Raw genomic sequence first — 19,613 nt, forward strand, 5'->3', positions numbered from 1 at the left:
GGTTTTTTATTGCCTGAAATCCAGGCGTCTGTTTTGTTGTTATCAGCACAGGTTTGTAGCCTGCTCCTAGCAATCTCTCCTATAAGTAAATTTATCATTAAAAATCATGATGTTATAGAACATCTGCCTCATACTTCGCGTCTGAGCAGGTTTAACTGTTATCACTCAAATGATAATGATTATTGTTTGATTGATCTTGTCCTGGTCGTTACAATCCAGACCGATTAATAAGTTGCGTTTCAAATAAGCATTTATTAATCACCGTTCCCGGCAGGAGGCCGGGTCTTGTAACGAGTGAAGTAAGGGAATACGCCACTTTCCTACTTGAAACGTTCAGGCCAAATCATGACAACAATACAACCAAGCAAGCTTGCCTTGCTGATCGGTTCTCTTCTCTCTATTCACGCCGTAGCTTCCGAACAGGAAGTGATGGTTGTCACCGCCTCGGGTTTTCAGCAAAAAATCGAGGATTCTGCAGCTTCTATCTCCGTCATTACTCGCGAGCAGTTGGAGAAGCGCGCCTATCGTGATGTGACTGATGCACTGAAAGATGTCCCCGGTGTGGTGGTGACCGGTGGTGGCAGCAGCAGTGATATCAGCATTCGCGGTATGGGCTCGAAATACACCCTGATGCTGGTTGATGGCAAAAAGGTGGATAGTCGCGGTACTCGTCCCAATAGCGACGGCCCCGGTATCGAGCAAGGCTGGCTACCGCCGCTGCAGGCAATCGAGCGGATTGAGGTCGTCCGTGGCCCCATGTCATCCCGTTATGGTTCAGATGCCATGGGCGGCGTGATTAACGTGATTACCCGTAAGACCACCGGTCTGGCCTGGCAGGGCTCGGTTCACGCTGATTCGACCTTCCAGGAGAACAAGGATGCCGGTAATAGCTTCCAGACCGATGCCTATACCGCAGGCTCACTGATCGATGGGGTGTTGGGGCTGCGCTTCAATGGTCAGCTGGCCCATCGTGGCGAGGATAAGTTTACTCAGGGCTTTGCCGAACAGGAGACCCGCAGCGGTACAGCTGTGCTCAGCTTCAAGCCTGACGAGCACAACCGCTTCGATCTGGAAGCCAGTCGCAGCTTGCAGGATCGGGATCGCACGGCAGGCAATTCGCTTGATGCCAAGGCGAAAGATAGCCTTAACCGCTACGAGCGCACCAACTATGCGCTGACTCATGATGGCCAGTATGATTTCGGCTCTTCCAGCAGCTATCTGCAGCAGGAGACCAACACCAACCCCGGCCGCAAGATGGAGCTCACCAACACCATCGCCGATACCCACACCCAGTTCATTCTGGGGGATCACTACCTGAGCGTCGGTGGGCAGTACCGCTATGAGGATCTGCACGATCAGGGCAATAACCTGAAAGTGGCCAACCCGGCCACACAGCTGACCCGCTGGAGCTGGGCGATGTTTGTCGAGGATGAGTGGTCACTCACTGACAGCTTTGCCCTGACAGGGGGCGCCCGCATGGATCGGGATCAGAACTACGGCTCTCACTGGAGCCCGCGCCTCTACGGTGTCTGGCATCTGGATGATAGCTGGACCCTGAAAGGGGGCGTGTCGACCGGTTATCGCTCGCCGGACTTGCGGATGTCGGCGGCCAACTGGGGCCAGGTCACCGGTGGTGGCAGTCTGGATGGCATGCTGGTCGGCAACCCGGATCTCAAACCCGAGACCAGCGTGAGTGAAGAGATTGGCTTGCTGTGGAATGGCCATCAGGGCTTCAATGCTGGGGTGACCCTGTTCAACACCGACTTCAAGAACAAGATCTCCGAAGTACGTCGCTGCACTAGCAAGAGCGATCCGGCCTGTACTCTCAATGGCCACAGCTATGACTTCATCAGCGATCGGGTCAACGTCGACAAGGCGAACATGCGTGGCGTAGAGAGCATGATGGATTGGGCGATTAACGACGAGTGGTCGGTCAGCGGCAGCTATACATTTACCCAGTCCGAGCAGAAGAGCGGCCCGCTGGCGGGTCATGCCCTCAACCAGATGCCCCGTCATATGCTCAACGGCAGCGTAGACTGGCAGACCACCGAGGATCTCAACCTCTGGTCGCGAGTCAACTTCCGTGGCGAGACTTCCGAGTACCTGAGCCGGGTCAAGATGGCGGAGGGAACGCCCTCCTATACCTTCTTTGACATGGGGTTGGTCTACAAGGCCAACAAGCATCTCGATCTGACCGCCGGGGTCTACAACCTGTTCGACAAGACGGTGGATTACAGCAGCTATGGCACAGTGCTGGATGGTCGCCGTTACAATCTGGGTGTCACCTACAACTTCTGACAGACATAATGCAACACGGCCGCCATCATCCGATGGCGGCCGTTTTTATTGAGCATCCATCGGGTTGGCAGTTACCTGATATGGTGCCGCCTGCCAGGTGTTGCGACCATTGGCTTTGGCTTGATACATCAGCTGGTCTGCCTGTCGTAGCAGCTGGTCGGTGTCGATACTCTCCCCGGCTGAAATCCAGACTGCTCCTGTGCTGATGGAGAGGGTGACCTCACCCTGAGTAGTCTCCAGCCGCTCTTTATTGGCTTCCTGACAGAGGCATGCCGCCCACAACCCGCTCGCCTGCAGGCTATCGCTCGGCAGCAGGACGCAAAATTCCTCACCACCAATGCGTGCAAACAGACTCTGCTCCGGCAAGATGACGGCTATGCTTTCGGCCAGTTTTTCCAGCAGCTTGTCGCCCACGTTGTGGCCGAATTTATCGTTGGTCTCCTTGAAGTGATCCACGTCGAACAGCAGCAGAGCGCAGGGGGCGCCGCTGGTCAGTTGCTGCTCCAGTGACGGGATAAAGGCTCGCCGGTTGAGGAGACCCGTCAGCGGATCTGTGCTGGCCAGCTTTTCGAGCCGGGCATTGGCGCGGCTCAGTTCTGCCGTGCGATTGGCGACAGCCCGGCGCAGCTGCACGATATAGGCCACCATGACGAGGCCCGCCGCCAGCAGTAGCCAGGGGCCGAGATGGATGGGGTAGACGGTTTCGACATGCATCCATTTGCGGATAATCCGCTCCCGGTCACTCTCCTTGATCCTGGCGAATCCCTCTTCGAGCTTGGTCAGCAGGGCGAGCTCCCCTTTCTTGACGGCAAAGCGGATCTGGTCGGTATAGAGGTGGCGCACCGGAATGAAGCGGGTCGGATCTGCCGAGGTATAGATGTAGAAGTTGGCGACCTGCAGATCGGCGATAAAGGCCTTTATATCGCCCCGAAAGGCCGCTGCCAGCAGGGTGTCGTTGTCATCGAAGGTCTGCAGTTTGGTGCCGGGGAAGTAGCGCTTGGCGTAGTACTCTTCATAACCGCCAGCGACGACGCCGACGGTCTCATGTAGCAGGTAGTAGTGGACATCGGTGCCGCGCAGCTCGTTGGAGAAGAAGAGCTGGGAGTCGAGCTGGGCGAGGGGCTGGCCATAGTCGAACAGCTTGTCCCGCTCCGGTGACCAGAGCAGACCGGCATGCACATCAGCCTTCCCTTCGTGCAGCAGATCGAGGGAGTGCTGCCAGTCGACCAGCCGGAACTCGATCTTCTGGCCGGTGACGCGAGCATATTCGCGCCAGAGGTCGATCAGCAGGCCATCTGGCTGGCCCGACTCATTGATATAGGAGAAGGGCTGCCACGCTTTGGAGTTGGTGATGACGAGGGGCTTTTCAGGCTCTTTTCCCGAGGCGTGCAGGGCAATAATGAGCAGCAGAAAACCACACCCTGCCCTGAACGCTTGTCCAATCCGAGAAGAAGCCATCCCTGCTCCAATCCATTGCCAGCCGCTGTCTGTAGACGCCGATTATTACTGCCTTCAACGAGGAAGAACAAGCGATCTGGCGATGAAGTTTACATGATGGCAGCATTGCCGTAACGAGCAGGACTCATACCGTGACGGCTTACAGCGGCAGGTTGATTTTTGCCTCCAGTCCGCCCTCCGGCCGGTTGAGCAGGGTGAGCTCACCGCCGTGCTGATGTACCAGGGTGCGGGCGATGGAGAGGCCGAGCCCCACGCTGCCAGACTCGGTATTTCGTGCCTCGTCGAGCCGCACGAACGGCTTGAATACATCCTCCAGTCGCGCCGGATCGATCCCCGGGCCGTGGTCGCAGACCCGGATCAGCAGCTCGCTGCGAGTTCGCTCCAGCGAGACCTCGGCACTGCCGGCGTATTTGATGGCGTTGCCGATCAGGTTCTGCAGTACCCGGCGCAGGGTGTTGGCGCGGCAGGCGTAGACCTCTTTCCCTTCCGCCAGACAGGTGACCGGCTGGCCGGTATCGGCATAGTCATCACACAGACTGACCAGCAGGCTGACCAGATCCAGTTCCCGCGTTGCCTCCTGTTGCCCCTCTTCGCGGGCAAAGCTGAGGGTGGCGGCCAGCATCTGCTCCATCTGTTGCAGGGTCTGCTGGATGCGATCCTTGTCCTCGCCATCTGCCAGAAACTCGCTGCGCAGGCGCAGGCTGGTGATGGGGGTGCGCAGATCGTGGGAGATGGCGGCCAGCATCCGGGTTCTGTCCTGCACGAAGCGATCAAGCCGGGTATGCATCCGGTTGAAGGCCTGAATCGATTCGCGGATCTCGGTCGGCCCCTCCTCTTTCAAGGGCTCGATATCCTCTCCGCGCCCCAGTCGTTCGGCGTTGCCTGCCAGTTGCTTGAGGGGGCGGGTGGCGCGACGAAACAGCAGCACCATCAGCCCGATCACCAGACTGGCTACCAGCATCAGGTTGAAAGTGGTTTGCCATGACCAGCTGCCGGCCTCCTTGTCGACCAGCGAGCTGAACTGCAGCCAGCCACCCTGTGGCAGTTCGATTGATCCGTAGAGCCGCATGTCTCGCGGTGGTGGCCCCTTGCGATCCCGCATCATGCGAGCATGGTGCTCCCAGGCCTTGCTGCGCTGGGCATCCTCTTTCAGTTCGGCACTGATCTCGATAGTAAGCGCGGGGGGATAGCCAAGGCGCGATCGTACCAGCTGCTCGAAGCGGGGGCTGCGGTTATCGGGCTGCATCGGCTCGCCTTCAATTCGCAGCAGCAGGGTTTCGCTACGGCTCGCCTTGAGGATCTCGTCATAGAGAGACGGGGGGGAAAGGGAGAGCAGCCGCACCACCGAGATGATCCGCTGCATGGCGTTGCGGCTGTTGACGAAGCCGAGTGCCTCCTCCCGATCCGAGCGGTAGATCTGAATGCTGAGCAGCTGGATCAGGATCAAGCCCGCCAGCGCCACCAGAATGATCTGGCCGGTCAGCCCCTTGGGCCACATCCGTGCCCATAGCCGTTTCAGTGCATTCACCACTTATACCTGCGTCACATCGGCCGAGAACATATAACCGCCACCCCAGATGGTCTTGATCAGTTCCGGATTCTTGGGATCCCGCTCCAGCTTGCGGCGCAGCCGGCTCACCAGGGTATCGATGGCGCGATCGAAGGCCACCGCCTCGCGGCCGCGGGCCAGATCCAGCAGTTGATCCCGGCTCAGCACCCGCTGCGGGCGTTCGAGAAATACCTTGAGCAGATCGAACTCGGCAGTGGAGAGGCTCAGGCCCACCCCATCCTCGTCGACCAGCTCGCGGCGATTGACGTCGAGCAGCCAGCGATCGAAGCGCAGATCCCGGGTCAGGGTCTCGGCGGCGGGCTGGGTCTCGGCCTGGGTGCGGCGCATCACCGCCTTGATCCGGGCCAGCAGCTCGCGCGGGTTGAAGGGCTTGGCCAGATAGTCGTCGGCCCCCATCTCCAGCCCTATGATACGGTCGGTCTCTTCCCCCATGGCGGTGAGCATTATGATGGGCAGACTCGACTTGGCGCGCAGTTCGCGGCAGAGGGTCAGACCGTCCTCGCCCGGCATCATCAGATCCAGTACCAGCAGATCGAACTCCCGCTCCTCCAGCAGTCGTTTCATCTCCTTGCCATCCCGGGCGCAGCTGACCCGTAGGCCGTGCTGTTCCAGAAAGCGCTTCAAGAGATCGCGGATCTCGCTGTGGTCGTCGACCACCAGAATATGGGTGTTGCCCTGATTCATGAATACCTCCCCTGCTTGGCGTTGGCACGAGTATACGAAAATACGCTGCGCGGTTTGTGTCAAAGTGTGCCAGATCTGCCTGATGCCACACTCTGCTACAAAAAAGGGCGATGCTGGCAAAGTTCAGACACCGGTCGGGTGTTTACTTGAGGGCAAGGCGAGAGAGCCGAACCCGAATCATCCGACAGGAGATAGACCATGAAAAAGCTGACCAAAACTCTGATGACCGCCACCCTGATCTTTGGCCTGCCGCTGGGCGCCTATGCTGCCACACAAACAGCCCAGGCTCCCGAGCCCGGCGCCATGGTGGACTGCCCGATGGATGGCGGCATGATGGGCGGTAAACACCACGGTGGCCGTCACGACAAGATGGCACGCCTGCAGAACATGACCCCGGAACAGATCGAAGCCAACCTGAAGCAACGCTATGATCGCATTCAGGATCCGGCCAAAAAGGCAGAGTTCATCAAGAACCTCAACGAGCGTGCCGACGGCATGACCAAACACGCAGAGGCGATGAAGAAGTTTGCCGAAGCGAACCAGTAAGCCATACCTGACAAGGTGTGCTGGAGATGAGAGAGGGGGAGCATGTTGCTCCCCCTCTCTTTTTGTTATGGCAAATGGCACTGGCAAAACGACGCTTATTCGCTGCCACTATTTTGAAACAGCCTGGGGATCTCCCGCACCAGCCAGCTCTTGGCCTTGCCCATGGTATCGCGGCGCCATGCCAGCACGACCTGCAGCTGATGGCGGTACTCGGGGCTGATCACCTTGAGCCGACCGGCCTTGATGTCCTCCTCAATCCAGCTCTGCGGCATGGTGCCGATGCCAAGCCCGGCCAGCAGGGCATCGCGCTTCTCCGCCATGGTGCTGACGGTGAGGCGCGGCTGCTTGTCGAGCAGGCGGTAGGTGAGCACCGGCTTGCGCAGGGCGGTGTCGGCGACGGCGATAGCGCGATAGCGGCGCAGGGTCTCGTCGGCGAGGGGCTCCGGCTCCTGATGGAGAGGGTGGTCGGGGTGGGCGACATAGAGCATCACCTCCTCTTTCAGCACCTGATGCTTGATGCCGGTCATGACTATATCCGGGTTGAGGGAGGAGATGAGCAGGTCAGCGCGGCCATCCTCCAGACACTCCCAGCTACCCGCCAGCACTTCGGCCCGCAGTCTGAGCCGGGTATCGGTCTGCTCGGCCAGTCGATCCACCAAGGGGTAGAGTGCCTGCAAGGGCACCAGCGCATCGACGGCGATGGTGATGTCGGTTTCCCAGCCGCGGGCCAGCGCCCGGGTCTCGCCCACCAGATGCTCGGCTGCCTCCAGCAGCACCCGACCGCGTTCCAGCAGCATGCGCCCCGCCGGGGTGAACTTGGTGCGGTGGCCGCTACGGTCGAACAGCATGGCATCCAGTTCATCTTCCAGCTTTTGCACCGTGTAGCTCAATGCCGAAGGTACCTTGCCCAGCTCGTCGGCCGCCGCCGCGAAGCTGCCACGGCGGTCGATGGCATCCAGCACCCGGATCGCTTCCAGGGTGAGTGCTCGTTCCTTGTTCGACTCCTTGGCCATTTTTCACCTTCAATTTTTTTGAATATGTTCGCCAGATTATCTCGCTAACAAGTTAAGCCAAGCACCTTTAATATTCAATCATCGCTTAGGCAGGAACGTCTGGCGGCCAAATATGCGGGAAGTTCCGCACTGTGACAGGCCAAATCGGCATGTCTGATGTCGGTGAAAGAACAACACACTATTTGAATGACCTCTTGCATGGATGCATTGATTCTGGCCGAGCTGGCCTTGGCAATGACATATAAAACAAGAGAGTGAATGAACATGAAAAACGTAATCAAGATGCTGGCCGTTGCAGGCCTGATGACCACAGGTTTCGCCAACGCCGCCGTACCGGCTGACTTCAACGCCACCCCGGGTGTGCTGTTTGTCAAGTGGCACTCCACCGCAGCGCTGGATGGCAAAGCCAATCCGATGCTGGAAGTGCGCGACGAGTCTGGCGATCTGCTGGCATCGGTTCACGCCAACCTGATGGGCACCCAGCAGGTGAAGATCCCGGGTCGTACCCAGGGCAACCTGACGGTCAGCCTGGCTGGCGAGAGCAGCGAGTATCGCATTCCGTTCGGTCTCGGCGGTGGCAAAGATCGCTAAACCGAACCCCGGATAGATGAGGAGCAGACCATGATGAAATTGAGAGCCGCAGAGGCGCGAGGCAAGGCCAACTTCGGCTGGCTGGACGCACGCCACAGTTTCTCCTTCGGTCACTACTATGACCCGGAGTGGATGGGGCACTCGGTACTGCGGGTGATCAATCAGGATCTGGTTGCGCCGGGTGGCGGATTCGCCACCCATCCTCACGCCAATATGGAGATCCTCACTTGCGTGCTGCAAGGCACCATAGAGCACAAGGACAGCCTCGGCCATGTCGAGCAGATCCCGGTGGGGGATTTCCAGCTGATGAGCGCAGGCAGCGGGATCCGTCACAGCGAGTACAACCCCTCGCAGACGGAACCCCTCTCCCTGTTGCAGATCTGGATCGAGCCTAATGAAGTCGGCACGCCACCCGGATATCAGCAGCAGAAAATTGAGTCCAGACCGGGTATGACGCTGGTGGCGTCACCGGATGGCGAGGCGGGATCCTTCGTGATCCGCCAGCAGGCTCGCGTCTGGCGGCTGGAGCTGGCCCCGGGCGAGACGCTCGAATGGGCACTGGCTGGCCGACACGGTTACCTGCAGATGATTTCAGGGGAGCTGACCGCCAACGGTCTGGCTGCCCGACCCGGCGACGGGGTTCTCAGTCGTGATGAATACCGGTGGGAGCTGGTTGCGACCAATGCCACTCAAGCCCTGTTATTTGACCTACCCTGAAGCAGTCAGCGGTGATGTGACACAAACGAGGAAGATGAAATGGACAAGATGAAAGATGTAGCGCTGCTGGCGGGTCGTGTACTGCTGGCGCTGATGTTCGTGATGGCGGGTTGGGGCAAGATTGGCGGTTATGCCGGCACCCAGGGCTATATGGAAGCGATGGGGGTGCCGGGTTTTATCCTGCCCCTGGTGATCCTGCTTGAGCTGGGTGGTGGCCTCGCCATCATGCTGGGTCTCTTTACCCGCAGCCTGTCGGTGCTGATGGCCGGTTTCACCCTGATGGCCGCCTTTATTTTCCACTACCAGCCTGCCGAACAGATGCAGATGCTGATGTTTATGAAGAACGTCTCCGTTGCCGGTGGTTTCCTGGCGCTGGCGGCAGCTGGTGCGGGTGCCTTCAGTGTGGATGCCCGTCTTGGCAAAAACTGGTAACAGCCAGTCAGTTTGAGTTTTCCAAGCCTTTTGGCCGGTGCAACTGCACCGGCTTTTTTCTGTCTGCGTTTTCCGTGTTGGTGAGGCAGCTGCACAAATCTGCGGCTCCCCTCATGGTTCAGCGGTTTGCCCGCCTGCTGGCCACAAGTGCCTTTTGCATCTTATCCCCCGATCCCCGACAATTCCCTCTCTTGTGAAGTGACGGAAATGGCTAGCCTTTTCCCTCGCCCCCTCTCATCCACAGGCGGGAATTGCTCATGTTTACCCTCTACCACTCCAATCAGCTGGATCTGCTCAAAGAGCTGCTGGTGAGCCGCATCCGGCAGGCCCCCCTCTCTCACCCCTTCGATCGGGAGCAGATCCTGGTGCAGAGTCCGGGCATGGCCCAGTGGCTCAAGCTGGAGCTGGCCAAGGCCTTCGGCATCGCCGCCAATATCGATTTTCCTCTGCCCGCCAGCTTTATCTGGGAGATGTTCACCCGGGTGCTGGCGGATGTACCGCGTCAGAGCCCCTACAACAAGGGCTCCATGAGCTGGCAGCTGATGACCATTCTGCCTGCCTTGCTGGATCGCCCCGCCTTTGCCCCGCTCGCCGCCTATCTGGGCGGTGGAGAGGACGAGGATCCCGCCAGAGATCCCGAGCAAGTGCGGCTGTGGCAGCTCTGCCAGAAGGTGGCGGATCTCTTTGACCAGTATCTGGTCTATCGGCCGGACTGGATCGCCCGTTGGGAAGAGGGGGAGGGACTGGTTGGCACAGGGAGTCAGGATCTGGCCGGGGTGAGCGGTCAGGATTGGCAGCCCGAGCTGTGGCGCGAGCTGGTGGCCCGTACGTTGGCGCTCTCTCCGAGCGGTTATCACCGCGCCAACCTCTACGAGGAGTTTATCCACGAGCTGGAACGTACCGCAGATCTGCCCGGCAAGCTGCCGCAGCGGGTGTTCGTGTTCGGCATCTCGGCGCTGCCGCCGCGCTATGTGGAGGCGCTGCTGGCTCTCGGCAGTCGGCCGGAGGTGGAGGTGCACCTGTTTGTCACCAACCCCTGCCGCTACTACTGGGGGGATCTGCTGGATCGCAAAACCCTGGCTCGGCTCGAAACCAAGCTCAAACCCGGCACCGATATCGAGACCCTGCAAGGCCCCGCCAACCCGCTGCTCGCCTCCATGGGCAAGCTGGGGCGCGATTACCTGCATCAGCTGATGGAGCTGGAGGTGCCGCAAATCGAGGCCTTCGTCGATATCGACGAGGTGGATGCCAAGGGCAATATCAAGCTGCTGCGCGCCATCCAGAAGGATGTGCTGGAGCTGGCCGAACGGGGGGCCGGTCAGTTCGATCTCGACAGCAGCCATCACAAGAGCCCCATAGATCCGGCGGATGGATCCTTGCAGATCCACGCCTGCCACGGCCCGATGCGCGAACTCGAGGTGCTGCACGACCGGCTGCTGGCGCTGTTCGAGCAGGACCCGACCCTCACCCCGAAAGATGTGGTGGTGATGATGCCGGATGTGAACAGCTATGGCCCCTACATTCAGGCGGTGTTTGGCGCACGGGGTCAGATCCCGTTTGCGGTATCGGATCGGGCGGCGAGTCAGGAGAGCCCGCTGCTGCAAAGCTTCCTCGCCCTGCTCAGGCTGCCTAACGCCCGTTTGGGGGCAGGGGAGCTGCTCGCCATTCTCGAGGTGCCCGCGGTGCTGCGCCGTTTCGAGCTGGATGATGACGAGTTCAACCAGCTGCGGGTCTGGGTGCAGGAGACCGGCATCCGCTGGGGGCTGAACGACGGCTACCCCGTCCGTTTCGATCTGCCGCCCATGTCCGGCAACAGCTGGCTGTTCGGCCTGCGTCGCATGCTGCTCGGCTTTGCCATGGGGGATGGCGAGCCGGTGGCGGGCATTCTGCCCTATGCCGATATCGAGGGTCAGCAGGGCTTGGCGCTCGGCAAGCTCGCCTGGTTTGTCGATTCGCTGGCCGAGTTTTTGCCCCGCTTGCAACAGGCGCAGCCGCTGGCCGAGTGGAGCGCCTGCCTGCTGGCGCTGCTGGAGCGCTTCTATCTGGCCGACGAAGATGAAGAGCGTCAGCTTCAGCTTATTCGCAGCCAGCTGGCCGAGTGGCAGACCCGGCTCGGCGAAGCCCGTTTCGAGCAGCCCATCACCGCCGATCTGTTGCAGGATTACCTCGGCAGCGTGCTGGGGGAGTCCCGCTCCAGTCAGCGCTTCCTCGCCGGTCAGGTCAACTTCTGCACTCTGATGCCGATGCGCTCCATCCCCTTCAAGCAGGTCTGTCTGCTCGGCATGAACGACGGCGTCTACCCGCGCACCCTGGCTCCCATGGGGTTCGATCTGATGGCGGTGGCGTCGCGGCGCGGGGATCGCTCCCGCCGCGATGATGACCGCTACCTCTTTCTCGAGGCGCTGCTCAGTGCCCAGCAGGGGCTCTATATCAGCTATCAGGGCTTCAGCGCGCAGGACAACAGCGACAAGGTGCCATCGGTGCTGCTGGCGGAGCTGATCGACTATGTGCGGCAAGGCTTTGTGCTGGCGGGGGACGAGGATCTCGACGACGAAACCTCCGGCAAGCGGCTGCTCAACCACCTGATGGTGGCGCACCCGCTCACCCCCTACAGCCGCAACTACTTCTATCCGGAGGCGGGTTCACGCCTCTTTACCTATGCCGCCGACTGGCTGCCCGCCCTCAATCCGGTGCGCGGCGCGGCCAACTTCCAGAGCGGTGAGCTGCCGCTGCCCCCCGAATGGGGCAAGGAGCAGGGGCTGGAGCTGGCGGAGCTGCTGCGCTTCTATCGCCAGCCCACCAAGTATTTCCTCAACCGCCGCCTCAAGGTGTGGTTTGAGCTGAACGAAGCCAACATCGAGGACAGCGAGCCGTTCGAGCTGGATGGCCTGCAACATTATCAGCTGAAAGATCTGCTGCTCGATGCCCATCTGGCGGAAGGGGACAGTCCAGAGCGGAGCGATAGCGTGAGCATACGGCGCGAGCGGTTGCAGCTCACCGGCCTGCTGCCGCAAGGGTGGTTCGGCAGCCTGCTGCTGGACGATCTGGATGCCGAGATGGGCAAGCTGGCGGATCGGCTGCGGCCATGGGTTGCTGCCAATGAGTCAGAAAAGCAGGCGGTGGAGATCGATATCTCCCTCACTCAGGGCCAGCTGCAAGGGTGGATCGACACCCAGAAGGGGCGCTTGCTGGTGGTCAAACCCGGCAGCTTCAACGGCAAGGATCTGCTGCTGGGCTGGATCCAGCACCTCTGCCTCTCATTGAGCTGCGCCCCCGGCGACACCCTGTTGTTCGATGCCAAACAGAGTCTGCGGTTAGCCAAGCTCGCGGCCGACGAGGCGCGCCCCAAGCTGGCGGCGCTGGTGGCGTGCTGGGCGCAGGGGATGAAGCGGCCGCTGCCGTTCTTCCCCAACACTGCCTGGGATTGGCTCAAGGCGATCGAGAAGGATCCGGACAAGCCGGAGGCGGCCGACAAGGCGGCCCTCACCCGTTTCAACGGCGGCTGGATGATCAATGGGGAGGGGGCAGACCCTTACGTCGCCCGCTGCTTCCCCGAACTCGATGACGAGGTGCTGGGGCAGTTGCAGGCGCTGGCCCGCGAACACCTGACCCCGCTGCTCAAGACCCTGGAGGAGCTGAAATAATGGCTAACCCGCTCAATACATTGCGTTTTCCCCTCCATGGTGAACGACTGATCGAAGCCTCCGCCGGTACCGGCAAGACCTACACCATCGCCGGTCTCTACCTGCGCCTGCTGCTGGGCCACGGCCCGCTCATTGAAGAGGGCGCCGATGTGGGTCAGCCGAGCGCCCACGAACGGCCGCTCTCGGTGACCGAGATTCTGGTGGTGACCTTTACCGAAGCGGCCACCGCCGAGCTGCGCGGGCGGATCCGCGGTCGCATCCACGAGGCGCGCCTCGCCTTTATGCGCGGCCATAGCAGTGACAACCTGCTGGCCCAGTTGCTGGCAGAGGTGGCTGATCACGAGTTGGCGGCCCGTCGCCTGCTGGCCGCCGAGCGGCAGATGGACGAGGCGGCGGTCTTTACCATCCACGGCTTCTGCCAGCGGATGCTCAAGCAAAACGCCTTCGAGTCGGGCGCCCTCTTCGAGACCGAATTTCTCACCGACGACAGCCAGCTCAGGTTGCAGGCGGTGAGCGACTACTGGCGAGCCGAGTTCTATCCGGTGGATAAAGCCCTCGCCAGTTCGGTGCGCGCGCTCTGGCCGAGCCCCGCAGCCCTGCTGCGGGAGATGGGCAGCTGGCTCGACAATAGCGAGCTGGAGATCCACCCCGCGCTGGGGGATGAGACCCTCGCCGCCCGCCATCAGGCGGCCATGAGTCGCATCGCGGCAGTGAAGAGCGAGTGGCTAGTGCAGACGGACGAGATCCGCCGCCAGACCGATGGCCAGATCAGCCGCTACACCGGCAAGAACTACGAAGGGTGGCTTGCCAAGATTGGCGACTGGGCGCAGGACGAGAGCAGCGGCTATGCCATCCCCAAGGAGCTGGAACGCTTCGGCCAGACGGTGTTGGAGGAGAACCTCAAGAAGGGGGGCGCGGTGCCGACCCTGCCGCTGTTCAGTCAGATAGACGAGCTTCTGGCGAGCCGCCCCGGTATTCGCGATCTGATCCTGCAGCGGGCGGCCAAGGTGGTGCGCAGCCGGATGCAGGCGAGCAAGCGCCAAGCCCATCAGCTCTCGTTCGATGACTTGCTCAAAGACCTCGACGGGGCGCTTGGTTCCGGCCTTGGCGAGCGACTCTGCGAGCGCATTCGCGCCACCTATCGGGTGGCAATGATCGATGAATTTCAGGATACCGACCCCCAGCAGTACCGCATCTTCCATCGCCTCTACGGCGGCCATACAGACACGGCGCTGCTGATGATCGGTGACCCCAAACAGGCCATCTACGGCTTTCGCGGCGCCGACATCTTTACCTACATTCAGGCGCGGCGAAATGTGAGCGCCCACTACACCCTCGGGCGCAACTGGCGCTCCAGCAGTACGCTGGTGGGGGCGGTCAACGGCCTGTTCGAGCGGGCCAAGGATCCCTTTATCTACGAAGCGGATATCCCCTTCCTGCCGGTGGAGGCGCAGGGCAAGAGCAAGGCGCTGCTGCTCGATGGCGTCACCGCCCCTGTGCTCCACTGCTGGCAGCTGACTGGCCAGCCCACCTTCAACCGGGGGGATTACCAGAGCAAGATGGCCCGCGCCACCGCGGCCGAGATCCACCGCCTGCTGACGCTGGCCCGCGAGGGCAAGGCGCTGATCGGTGACAAGGCGGTCAAGGCCGGGGATATTGCCGTGCTGGTGCGCACCGGCAGCGAGGGCAAGCTGGTGCAGCAGGAGCTGGCGCGGCTCGCCATCGCCTCCGTCTATCTGTCGAACCGCGAGAGCGTGCTGGAGCAGGTGGAGGCGCGGGAGATCCTGCTGATTTTGCACGCCTGCCAGAACCCGAGCGAAGAGCGCAGCCTGCGGGCAGCGCTCGCCACCGGCCTGTTTGATCTCGACGCCAAGGCGCTCGATGGGCTGGCCAGCGATGAGCGGGCGTGGGAGAGCGCGGTGCAGGAGTTTATGGAGTACCGCAAGATCTGGCACCGCCGTGGCGTGCTGGCGATGTTGCGGGCCCTGCTGCACCGGCGCAATCTCGCCTCCTCCCTGCTGGCGAGCCCCTACGGCGAGCGGCGGCTGACCAACTTCCTCCATCTCGGTGAGCTGCTGCAACAGGTGAGCAGCGAGTTGGACGGGGAGTACGCCCTGCTGCGCTGGCTGGGGGAGGCGGTGAGCCGCCCCAACGGGCAAGATGCGGAGCAGGTACTGCGGCTCGAATCCGAGCGCAAGCTGGTGCAGATCGTCACGATCCACAAATCCAAGGGGCTGGAGTACCCGCTGGTGTTCCTGCCTTTCATCTGCAGCCACAGAACCGCCGAAACCCCGCTCTATCACGAGGCGGATGAGGCGGGCAATCGCACCATTCTAGATCTGACCGGCGCCGAGGGTTCCTTGGCCGAAGCCGATAAAGAGCGCCTTGCCGAAGATTTGCGGCTGCTCTATGTGGCGCTGACCCGGGGCGTCTACGCCACCTGGCTGGGGTTGGCGCCGGTGCGGGCGGGGGCGGGCAAGTCGGAGAAGACCGACCTGCACCACACCGCCATCGGCTACCTGCTGCAAAAGGGCGAAGAGGGGGATGCTGCCACGCTGGCGACTGCCCTCAGTTCGCTTGCCCAGGATCTGCCCGGAGTGGCCGTCGGTGAGCCCTCGCTCACCCGTCCGGCCCCGCTGCCGCCAGAGGAGGAGCAGTTGGGCGAGCCGCAGGTGCGCCAATTTACCGGTTCCCTTGAACGGGACTGGTGGATCAGCTCCTACTCCGGGCTGGCGGCGCAGGGCCACGGCCACAGCAAGGGCGTGCTGGCCAACCCCGGTTTCGATGACGAGGTGGTGACCGAAGCGGCTGCATTGGCGGCCGAGCAACCGGAAGAAGCGCCCCAGCCCTCCATCTTCACCTTCCCGAGAGGGGCGCGTCCCGGCACCCTGCTGCACAGCCTGTTCGAGACCATCGACTTTCAAAGCGCCGCTGGCGAGACGCTGGCAGAGCATATCGCCACCCTGCTGGCGCAGGATGGTTTCGACGAGAGCTGGGCCCCTGTGCTGCAACAGCAGGTGGAGGCGGTGCTCGATACCCCGCTGGAAACAGGCTTTGGCGAGCCGGTGCGGCTGCGGGATCTGGCCCCCGAGCGCAAACAGGTGGAGCTGGAGTTCTTTCTGCCCATGGGTCGGGTGACGGCACCGGCGCTGACCGCGCTCTGCCGGCAGCACGACCCGCTGTCGCGGGGCAACAAGCCGCTCAGCTTTGCTACCGTGCAGGGGATGCTCAAGGGCTTTATCGATCTGGTGTTCGAGTGGCAGGGGCGCTGGTATCTGCTCGACTACAAATCGAACCACCTCGGCATGAGCCCCGCCGATTACAGCCGTCCGGCGCTGGAGCGGGCGATGGCGGAGCATCGCTACGACCTGCAATACCAGCTCTACTCGCTGGCGCTGCACCGGCTGCTCACCCTGCGCCTGCCGGGCTACGACTTCGAGCAGCATTTTGGCGGGGTTTTCTATCTGTTCCTGCGCGGCATGCCGCAGGGGGGCATTTTCCATACCCGCCCGAGCCGTGAACTGGTGCTGGGGCTGGATGAGTTGTTTAGAAATGGTGATCGCTCTGGCGGTGTGTCATCAACAGAATTAAACGAGGTAGAGGCATGAGCAGCACCATGATTAGCACCGTAACCAGCGCAATGATGGTTGAACGGCTCAAAACACTGGCGCTGGCTGGCCGCATCCGCCAGCTGGATCTGCAATTTGCCAGGCTGGTGGCCGATCTGGGCGGTAGCCCCGAGCTGGTGCTGGGGGCTGCGCTCGCCTGCTTCGAGCTGGGGCGCGGCCATGTCTGTTTGCCGCTGGAGATGCTCGCTGCCGGATCCCTGCGCCCGTTCGGGCTGGATCCCCAGCAGAGCCGGGATCTGTTGCTGGATCTGGCGGATCCTGCCCGCTGGCCCGCCCTGTTTGCAGAGAGTCCCTTGGTTGGTACCGAACAGGATGAGGGGCTCGCCCCGCGCTGGCCGCTGCGGCTGTGGCACGGGCGGCTCTACCTCACCCGTTACCACGATCATGAGCAGGGGGTGGCCCGCCATCTGCGCGCTTTGAGTGAACGTGCCGAATGGCCGGAGATTGCCCCGGCTCTGTCGCGGCTGTTTGCCCGCGACTACGGGTTGGTGTTCGCTGCGCTGCTCAAAGCCCGCCTCGCCCCCGACTTCTCGGCCCGCCACTTTATCGAAAAGTATCTGGATCTGGTGTTCCCCAATGAAGTGGATTGGCTCGCCATCGAAGGGCTGCTGGCCAGCGCCCAGGCGGCGAGCGACCTTGGCAAGCTGGATGCACTGGTGCCCGAGGCGCTCTGCTGCAACGGCCAGAAACTGGCAGCGGCCACCGCGGCGGCGCGCCCCTTTGCGGTGATCTCCGGCGGCCCCGGCACCGGCAAGACCACCACAGTGGCCAAACTGCTCGCCATTCTGGTGGAGACCGGCCTGCAAGCAGGCAAGGCCCCGGCGATCCGGCTGGTGGCCCCCACCGGCAAGGCGGCGGCGCGCCTCACCGAGAGTATCGGCTCTGCCCTGCAGGCTCTTGATCTGCCCCCCGAGTGGGTCGAAGCGATCCCCACCGAAGCGGGCACCCTGCACCGGTTGCTCGGGGTCATTCCGGGGCGCAGTCAGTTCCGCCACCACGCAGGCAACCCGCTGCACCTCGACTTGCTGGTGGTGGATGAGGCCTCCATGGTTGACCTGCCGATGATGGCGCGCCTGCTCGATGCGTTGCCAAGCCACGCCCGCCTGATCCTGCTTGGCGACAAGGATCAGCTCGCCTCGGTGGAGGCGGGGGCCGTGCTCGGCGATATCTGCAGCTTTATCGAACAGGGCATCAGCCCGGCGCAGGCGGATTGGCTCTCCCGCCAGACCGGCTACCGCTTGCAGGGGGCGCCCGCGGGGGCCCCGGTGCGCGACAGCCTCTGCTTGCTGGCCAAGAGCTGGCGCTTTGATCAGCACTCCGGCATCGGCCAGCTGGCACGTGCCTGCAACAGCGGCGATGCCACGGCGGTGGAATCAGTCTGGGGCATGGGCTTTAGCGATATCAGCCTGCACCCCTGGGCCGGGGAGGCCTACGACGCCCTGATTGCCCAGGGGGTAGCCGGTTACGGCAGCTATCTGAAGGCGGCCCGCGCGGGGGAAGCCCCCGCCGCCGTGTTCAAGGCATTCAACAGCTTCCAGATCCTCTGCGCCCTGCGCGATGGCCCGTTCGGCGTGCTGGGACTTAACGAGCGCCTCGAACTGGCCTTGTCACGGGCAGGCCTGATTGCCCGCGATGGCGACTGGTATGCCGGTCGCCCTGTGATGGTGGTGCGCAACGACCACGGGGTCGGCCTCTATAACGGCGATATGGGGCTCTGTCTGCCCGATGAAACCGGTCGGCTCAAGGTATGGTTTGAGCAGCCGGATGGCACCCTGCGCGCCCTGTTGCCCAGTCGCTTGCCGCCCCACGAGACGGTCTACGCCATGACTATCCACAAATCCCAGGGTTCGGAGTTTGCCCATACCGTGCTGGTGCTGCCCGACAGCCCCAGCCCGCTGCTGACCCGCGAGCTGGTCTATACCGGCATCACCCGCGCCAAGGCGCGGCTTGATCTCTACGGCGATCGCGCCCTGCTGGCCCAAGCGGTGCGGAAAAAGACCGAGCGTTATTCCGGATTGGCGGAGAGGTTGGGGGAGTGATTGATGGCGGCGGTAAAGGAATCTACCGCCGTTTAATGTCATTCACTAATTTAAAGTCCAGAGGGAGGATTTATTTGCTCAAAAACCCACTCCGAAAAAAATTTTTCAACATCCCATCTATTATAATTTTCGTTAGGGTAACGTTTTCTCATTAAATCTGACTTGCAGGAATTAAACTCATGATATTTCTCCATGAATTTTTTGGAAAGTTCATTTAATTCACTATCACTGTCAATTATAAAAAACGGCAATTTTATTATGGGTGGTTTCAGTTGAGTTGTGATTGGTGTAGATAGTGTTTGAGATGTATCACAAGGCACTTCACTTTTTCTTATGTGTTGAAATAAACTATATTCAATAGTTCCTTTTTTATAAAAGTAAATTTCACAGTAAAATTCGGCATTCGATCCATCTTGAGCTTCTGGATAGGTAATAAACTCAATGTTTGGGAATGGTACAGTCAAACCCTCGTTGTAGTAATTAACCACAGGCAAGGTTTTAATAATTTTGTTCTTATATTTTAAGTGGTAGTCAAACTGTCTTGCATTCTCAAAATATAAATTTTGCCACCAATAATTACCTCCCTCATGCTCTACACTCCCAATCTCAATAGTGAAATCAGGGTCATTAGAATAAAAGGCTTGGCTAATACCATCATAGTCCCAGCATTTGGCATCTTCTAAAAGAATGGAGAATCTATCAGGGGCTGTCAGGTTGAGGCCGAATCTTTCAAACCACATCGCTCTGACATCAATTGGATTGGCACATGAATCTAATGGTGTATTAGCATCATTTGTCCGTGAATAAACAACACCAGCTCGTATTGATCTACCCTGATGACTGTATTCTTTTGTCAGGTAATATGGTTTTAAAGGCTTATTAAATATTGTTAGGATTGCTAACTTGGCTTCATTAAATTGAAAAAAATCAAGCTGAATGTTTGGAATGTTATCTTCACTAAAACGTAGTCCTCTAAGCGCAGTAATAATATC

At 60.6% G+C, this 19,613-nt stretch carries 14 protein-coding genes; 9 read left to right on the forward strand and 5 right to left on the reverse strand.

Annotated features, from left to right (window positions below):
* Together LG31_RS21540 and LG31_RS0103905 are read left to right on the forward strand one after the other, a co-directional pair.
* The coding region (locus LG31_RS21540) for a hypothetical protein (RefSeq protein WP_238567469.1) at positions 1 to 228 on the forward strand (228 nt) is incomplete at its 5' end.
* Positions 229 to 345: 117 nt separating this feature from the next.
* Positions 346 to 2,298: a ligand-gated channel protein gene (locus tag LG31_RS0103905; protein ID WP_033113197.1), complete on the forward strand. Its 1,953-nt coding sequence runs from the start codon at positions 346 to 348 to the stop codon at positions 2,296 to 2,298.
* A 45-nt stretch (positions 2,299 to 2,343) separates the two neighbouring features.
* Here the strand turns inward: LG31_RS0103905 and LG31_RS0103910 are convergent, their stop codons facing one another.
* The 3 genes from LG31_RS0103910 to LG31_RS0103920 all read right to left on the reverse strand — a co-directional run bounded on the left by LG31_RS0103910 (position 2,344) and on the right by LG31_RS0103920 (position 6,010).
* Positions 2,344 to 3,756: a transporter substrate-binding domain-containing diguanylate cyclase gene (locus LG31_RS0103910; RefSeq protein ID WP_033113198.1), complete on the reverse strand. Its 1,413-nt coding sequence runs from the start codon at positions 3,754 to 3,756 to the stop codon at positions 2,344 to 2,346.
* Positions 3,757 to 3,895: 139 nt separating this feature from the next.
* Positions 3,896 to 5,254: an ATP-binding protein gene (locus LG31_RS0103915; RefSeq protein WP_033113199.1), complete on the reverse strand. Its 1,359-nt coding sequence runs from the start codon at positions 5,252 to 5,254 to the stop codon at positions 3,896 to 3,898.
* A 33-nt stretch (positions 5,255 to 5,287) separates the two neighbouring features.
* Positions 5,288 to 6,010, reverse strand: coding sequence for a response regulator (locus LG31_RS0103920; protein ID WP_033113200.1), 723 nt, complete (start codon positions 6,008 to 6,010; stop codon positions 5,288 to 5,290).
* A gap of 198 nt (positions 6,011 to 6,208) precedes the next feature.
* On the opposite strand from LG31_RS0103920, the gene LG31_RS0103925 reads away from it, so the two are divergent.
* Positions 6,209 to 6,556, forward strand: coding sequence for a hypothetical protein (locus LG31_RS0103925; protein WP_033113201.1), 348 nt, complete (start codon positions 6,209 to 6,211; stop codon positions 6,554 to 6,556).
* A 95-nt stretch (positions 6,557 to 6,651) separates the two neighbouring features.
* Here LG31_RS0103925 and LG31_RS0103930 read toward each other — a convergent pair whose 3' ends face one another.
* The gene (locus tag LG31_RS0103930; RefSeq protein ID WP_033113202.1) at positions 6,652 to 7,569 is read right to left on the reverse strand and encodes a LysR family transcriptional regulator; all 918 of its coding nucleotides are present in this window, start codon (positions 7,567 to 7,569) and stop codon (positions 6,652 to 6,654) included.
* Positions 7,570 to 7,827: 258 nt separating this feature from the next.
* On the opposite strand from LG31_RS0103930, the gene LG31_RS0103935 reads away from it, so the two are divergent.
* From LG31_RS0103935 to recD, 6 genes are all read left to right on the forward strand, one after another.
* The gene (locus tag LG31_RS0103935; RefSeq protein ID WP_033113203.1) at positions 7,828 to 8,160 is read left to right on the forward strand and encodes a hypothetical protein; all 333 of its coding nucleotides are present in this window, start codon (positions 7,828 to 7,830) and stop codon (positions 8,158 to 8,160) included.
* Between the two features lie 30 nt (positions 8,161 to 8,190).
* Positions 8,191 to 8,877, forward strand: coding sequence for a pirin family protein (locus tag LG31_RS0103940; protein ID WP_033113204.1), 687 nt, complete (start codon positions 8,191 to 8,193; stop codon positions 8,875 to 8,877).
* 39 nt (positions 8,878 to 8,916) lie between these two features.
* Positions 8,917 to 9,309, forward strand: coding sequence for a DoxX family protein (locus LG31_RS0103945; protein WP_033113205.1), 393 nt, complete (start codon positions 8,917 to 8,919; stop codon positions 9,307 to 9,309).
* 257 nt (positions 9,310 to 9,566) lie between these two features.
* Positions 9,567 to 12,953: an exodeoxyribonuclease V subunit gamma gene (gene recC, locus LG31_RS0103950; protein ID WP_033113206.1), complete on the forward strand. Its 3,387-nt coding sequence runs from the start codon at positions 9,567 to 9,569 to the stop codon at positions 12,951 to 12,953.
* The gene (gene recB / locus LG31_RS0103955) at positions 12,953 to 16,561 is read left to right on the forward strand and encodes an exodeoxyribonuclease V subunit beta (RefSeq protein ID WP_033113207.1); all 3,609 of its coding nucleotides are present in this window, start codon (positions 12,953 to 12,955) and stop codon (positions 16,559 to 16,561) included. Before recC ends, recB begins: the two co-directional genes overlap by 1 nt.
* Positions 16,558 to 18,621, forward strand: coding sequence for an exodeoxyribonuclease V subunit alpha (recD, locus tag LG31_RS0103960; RefSeq protein WP_033113208.1), 2,064 nt, complete (start codon positions 16,558 to 16,560; stop codon positions 18,619 to 18,621). The genes recB and recD overlap by 4 nt, the downstream gene beginning before the upstream one ends.
* A gap of 50 nt (positions 18,622 to 18,671) precedes the next feature.
* Here recD and LG31_RS21145 read toward each other — a convergent pair.
* The coding region (locus tag LG31_RS21145; RefSeq protein WP_161785965.1) for an ATP-binding protein at positions 18,672 to 19,613 on the reverse strand (942 nt) is incomplete at its 5' end.

Origin of the sequence: Aeromonas lacus, assembly GCF_000764665.1 — a bacterium.
Classification (GTDB): Bacteria; Pseudomonadota; Gammaproteobacteria; order Enterobacterales; family Aeromonadaceae; genus Aeromonas; species Aeromonas lacus.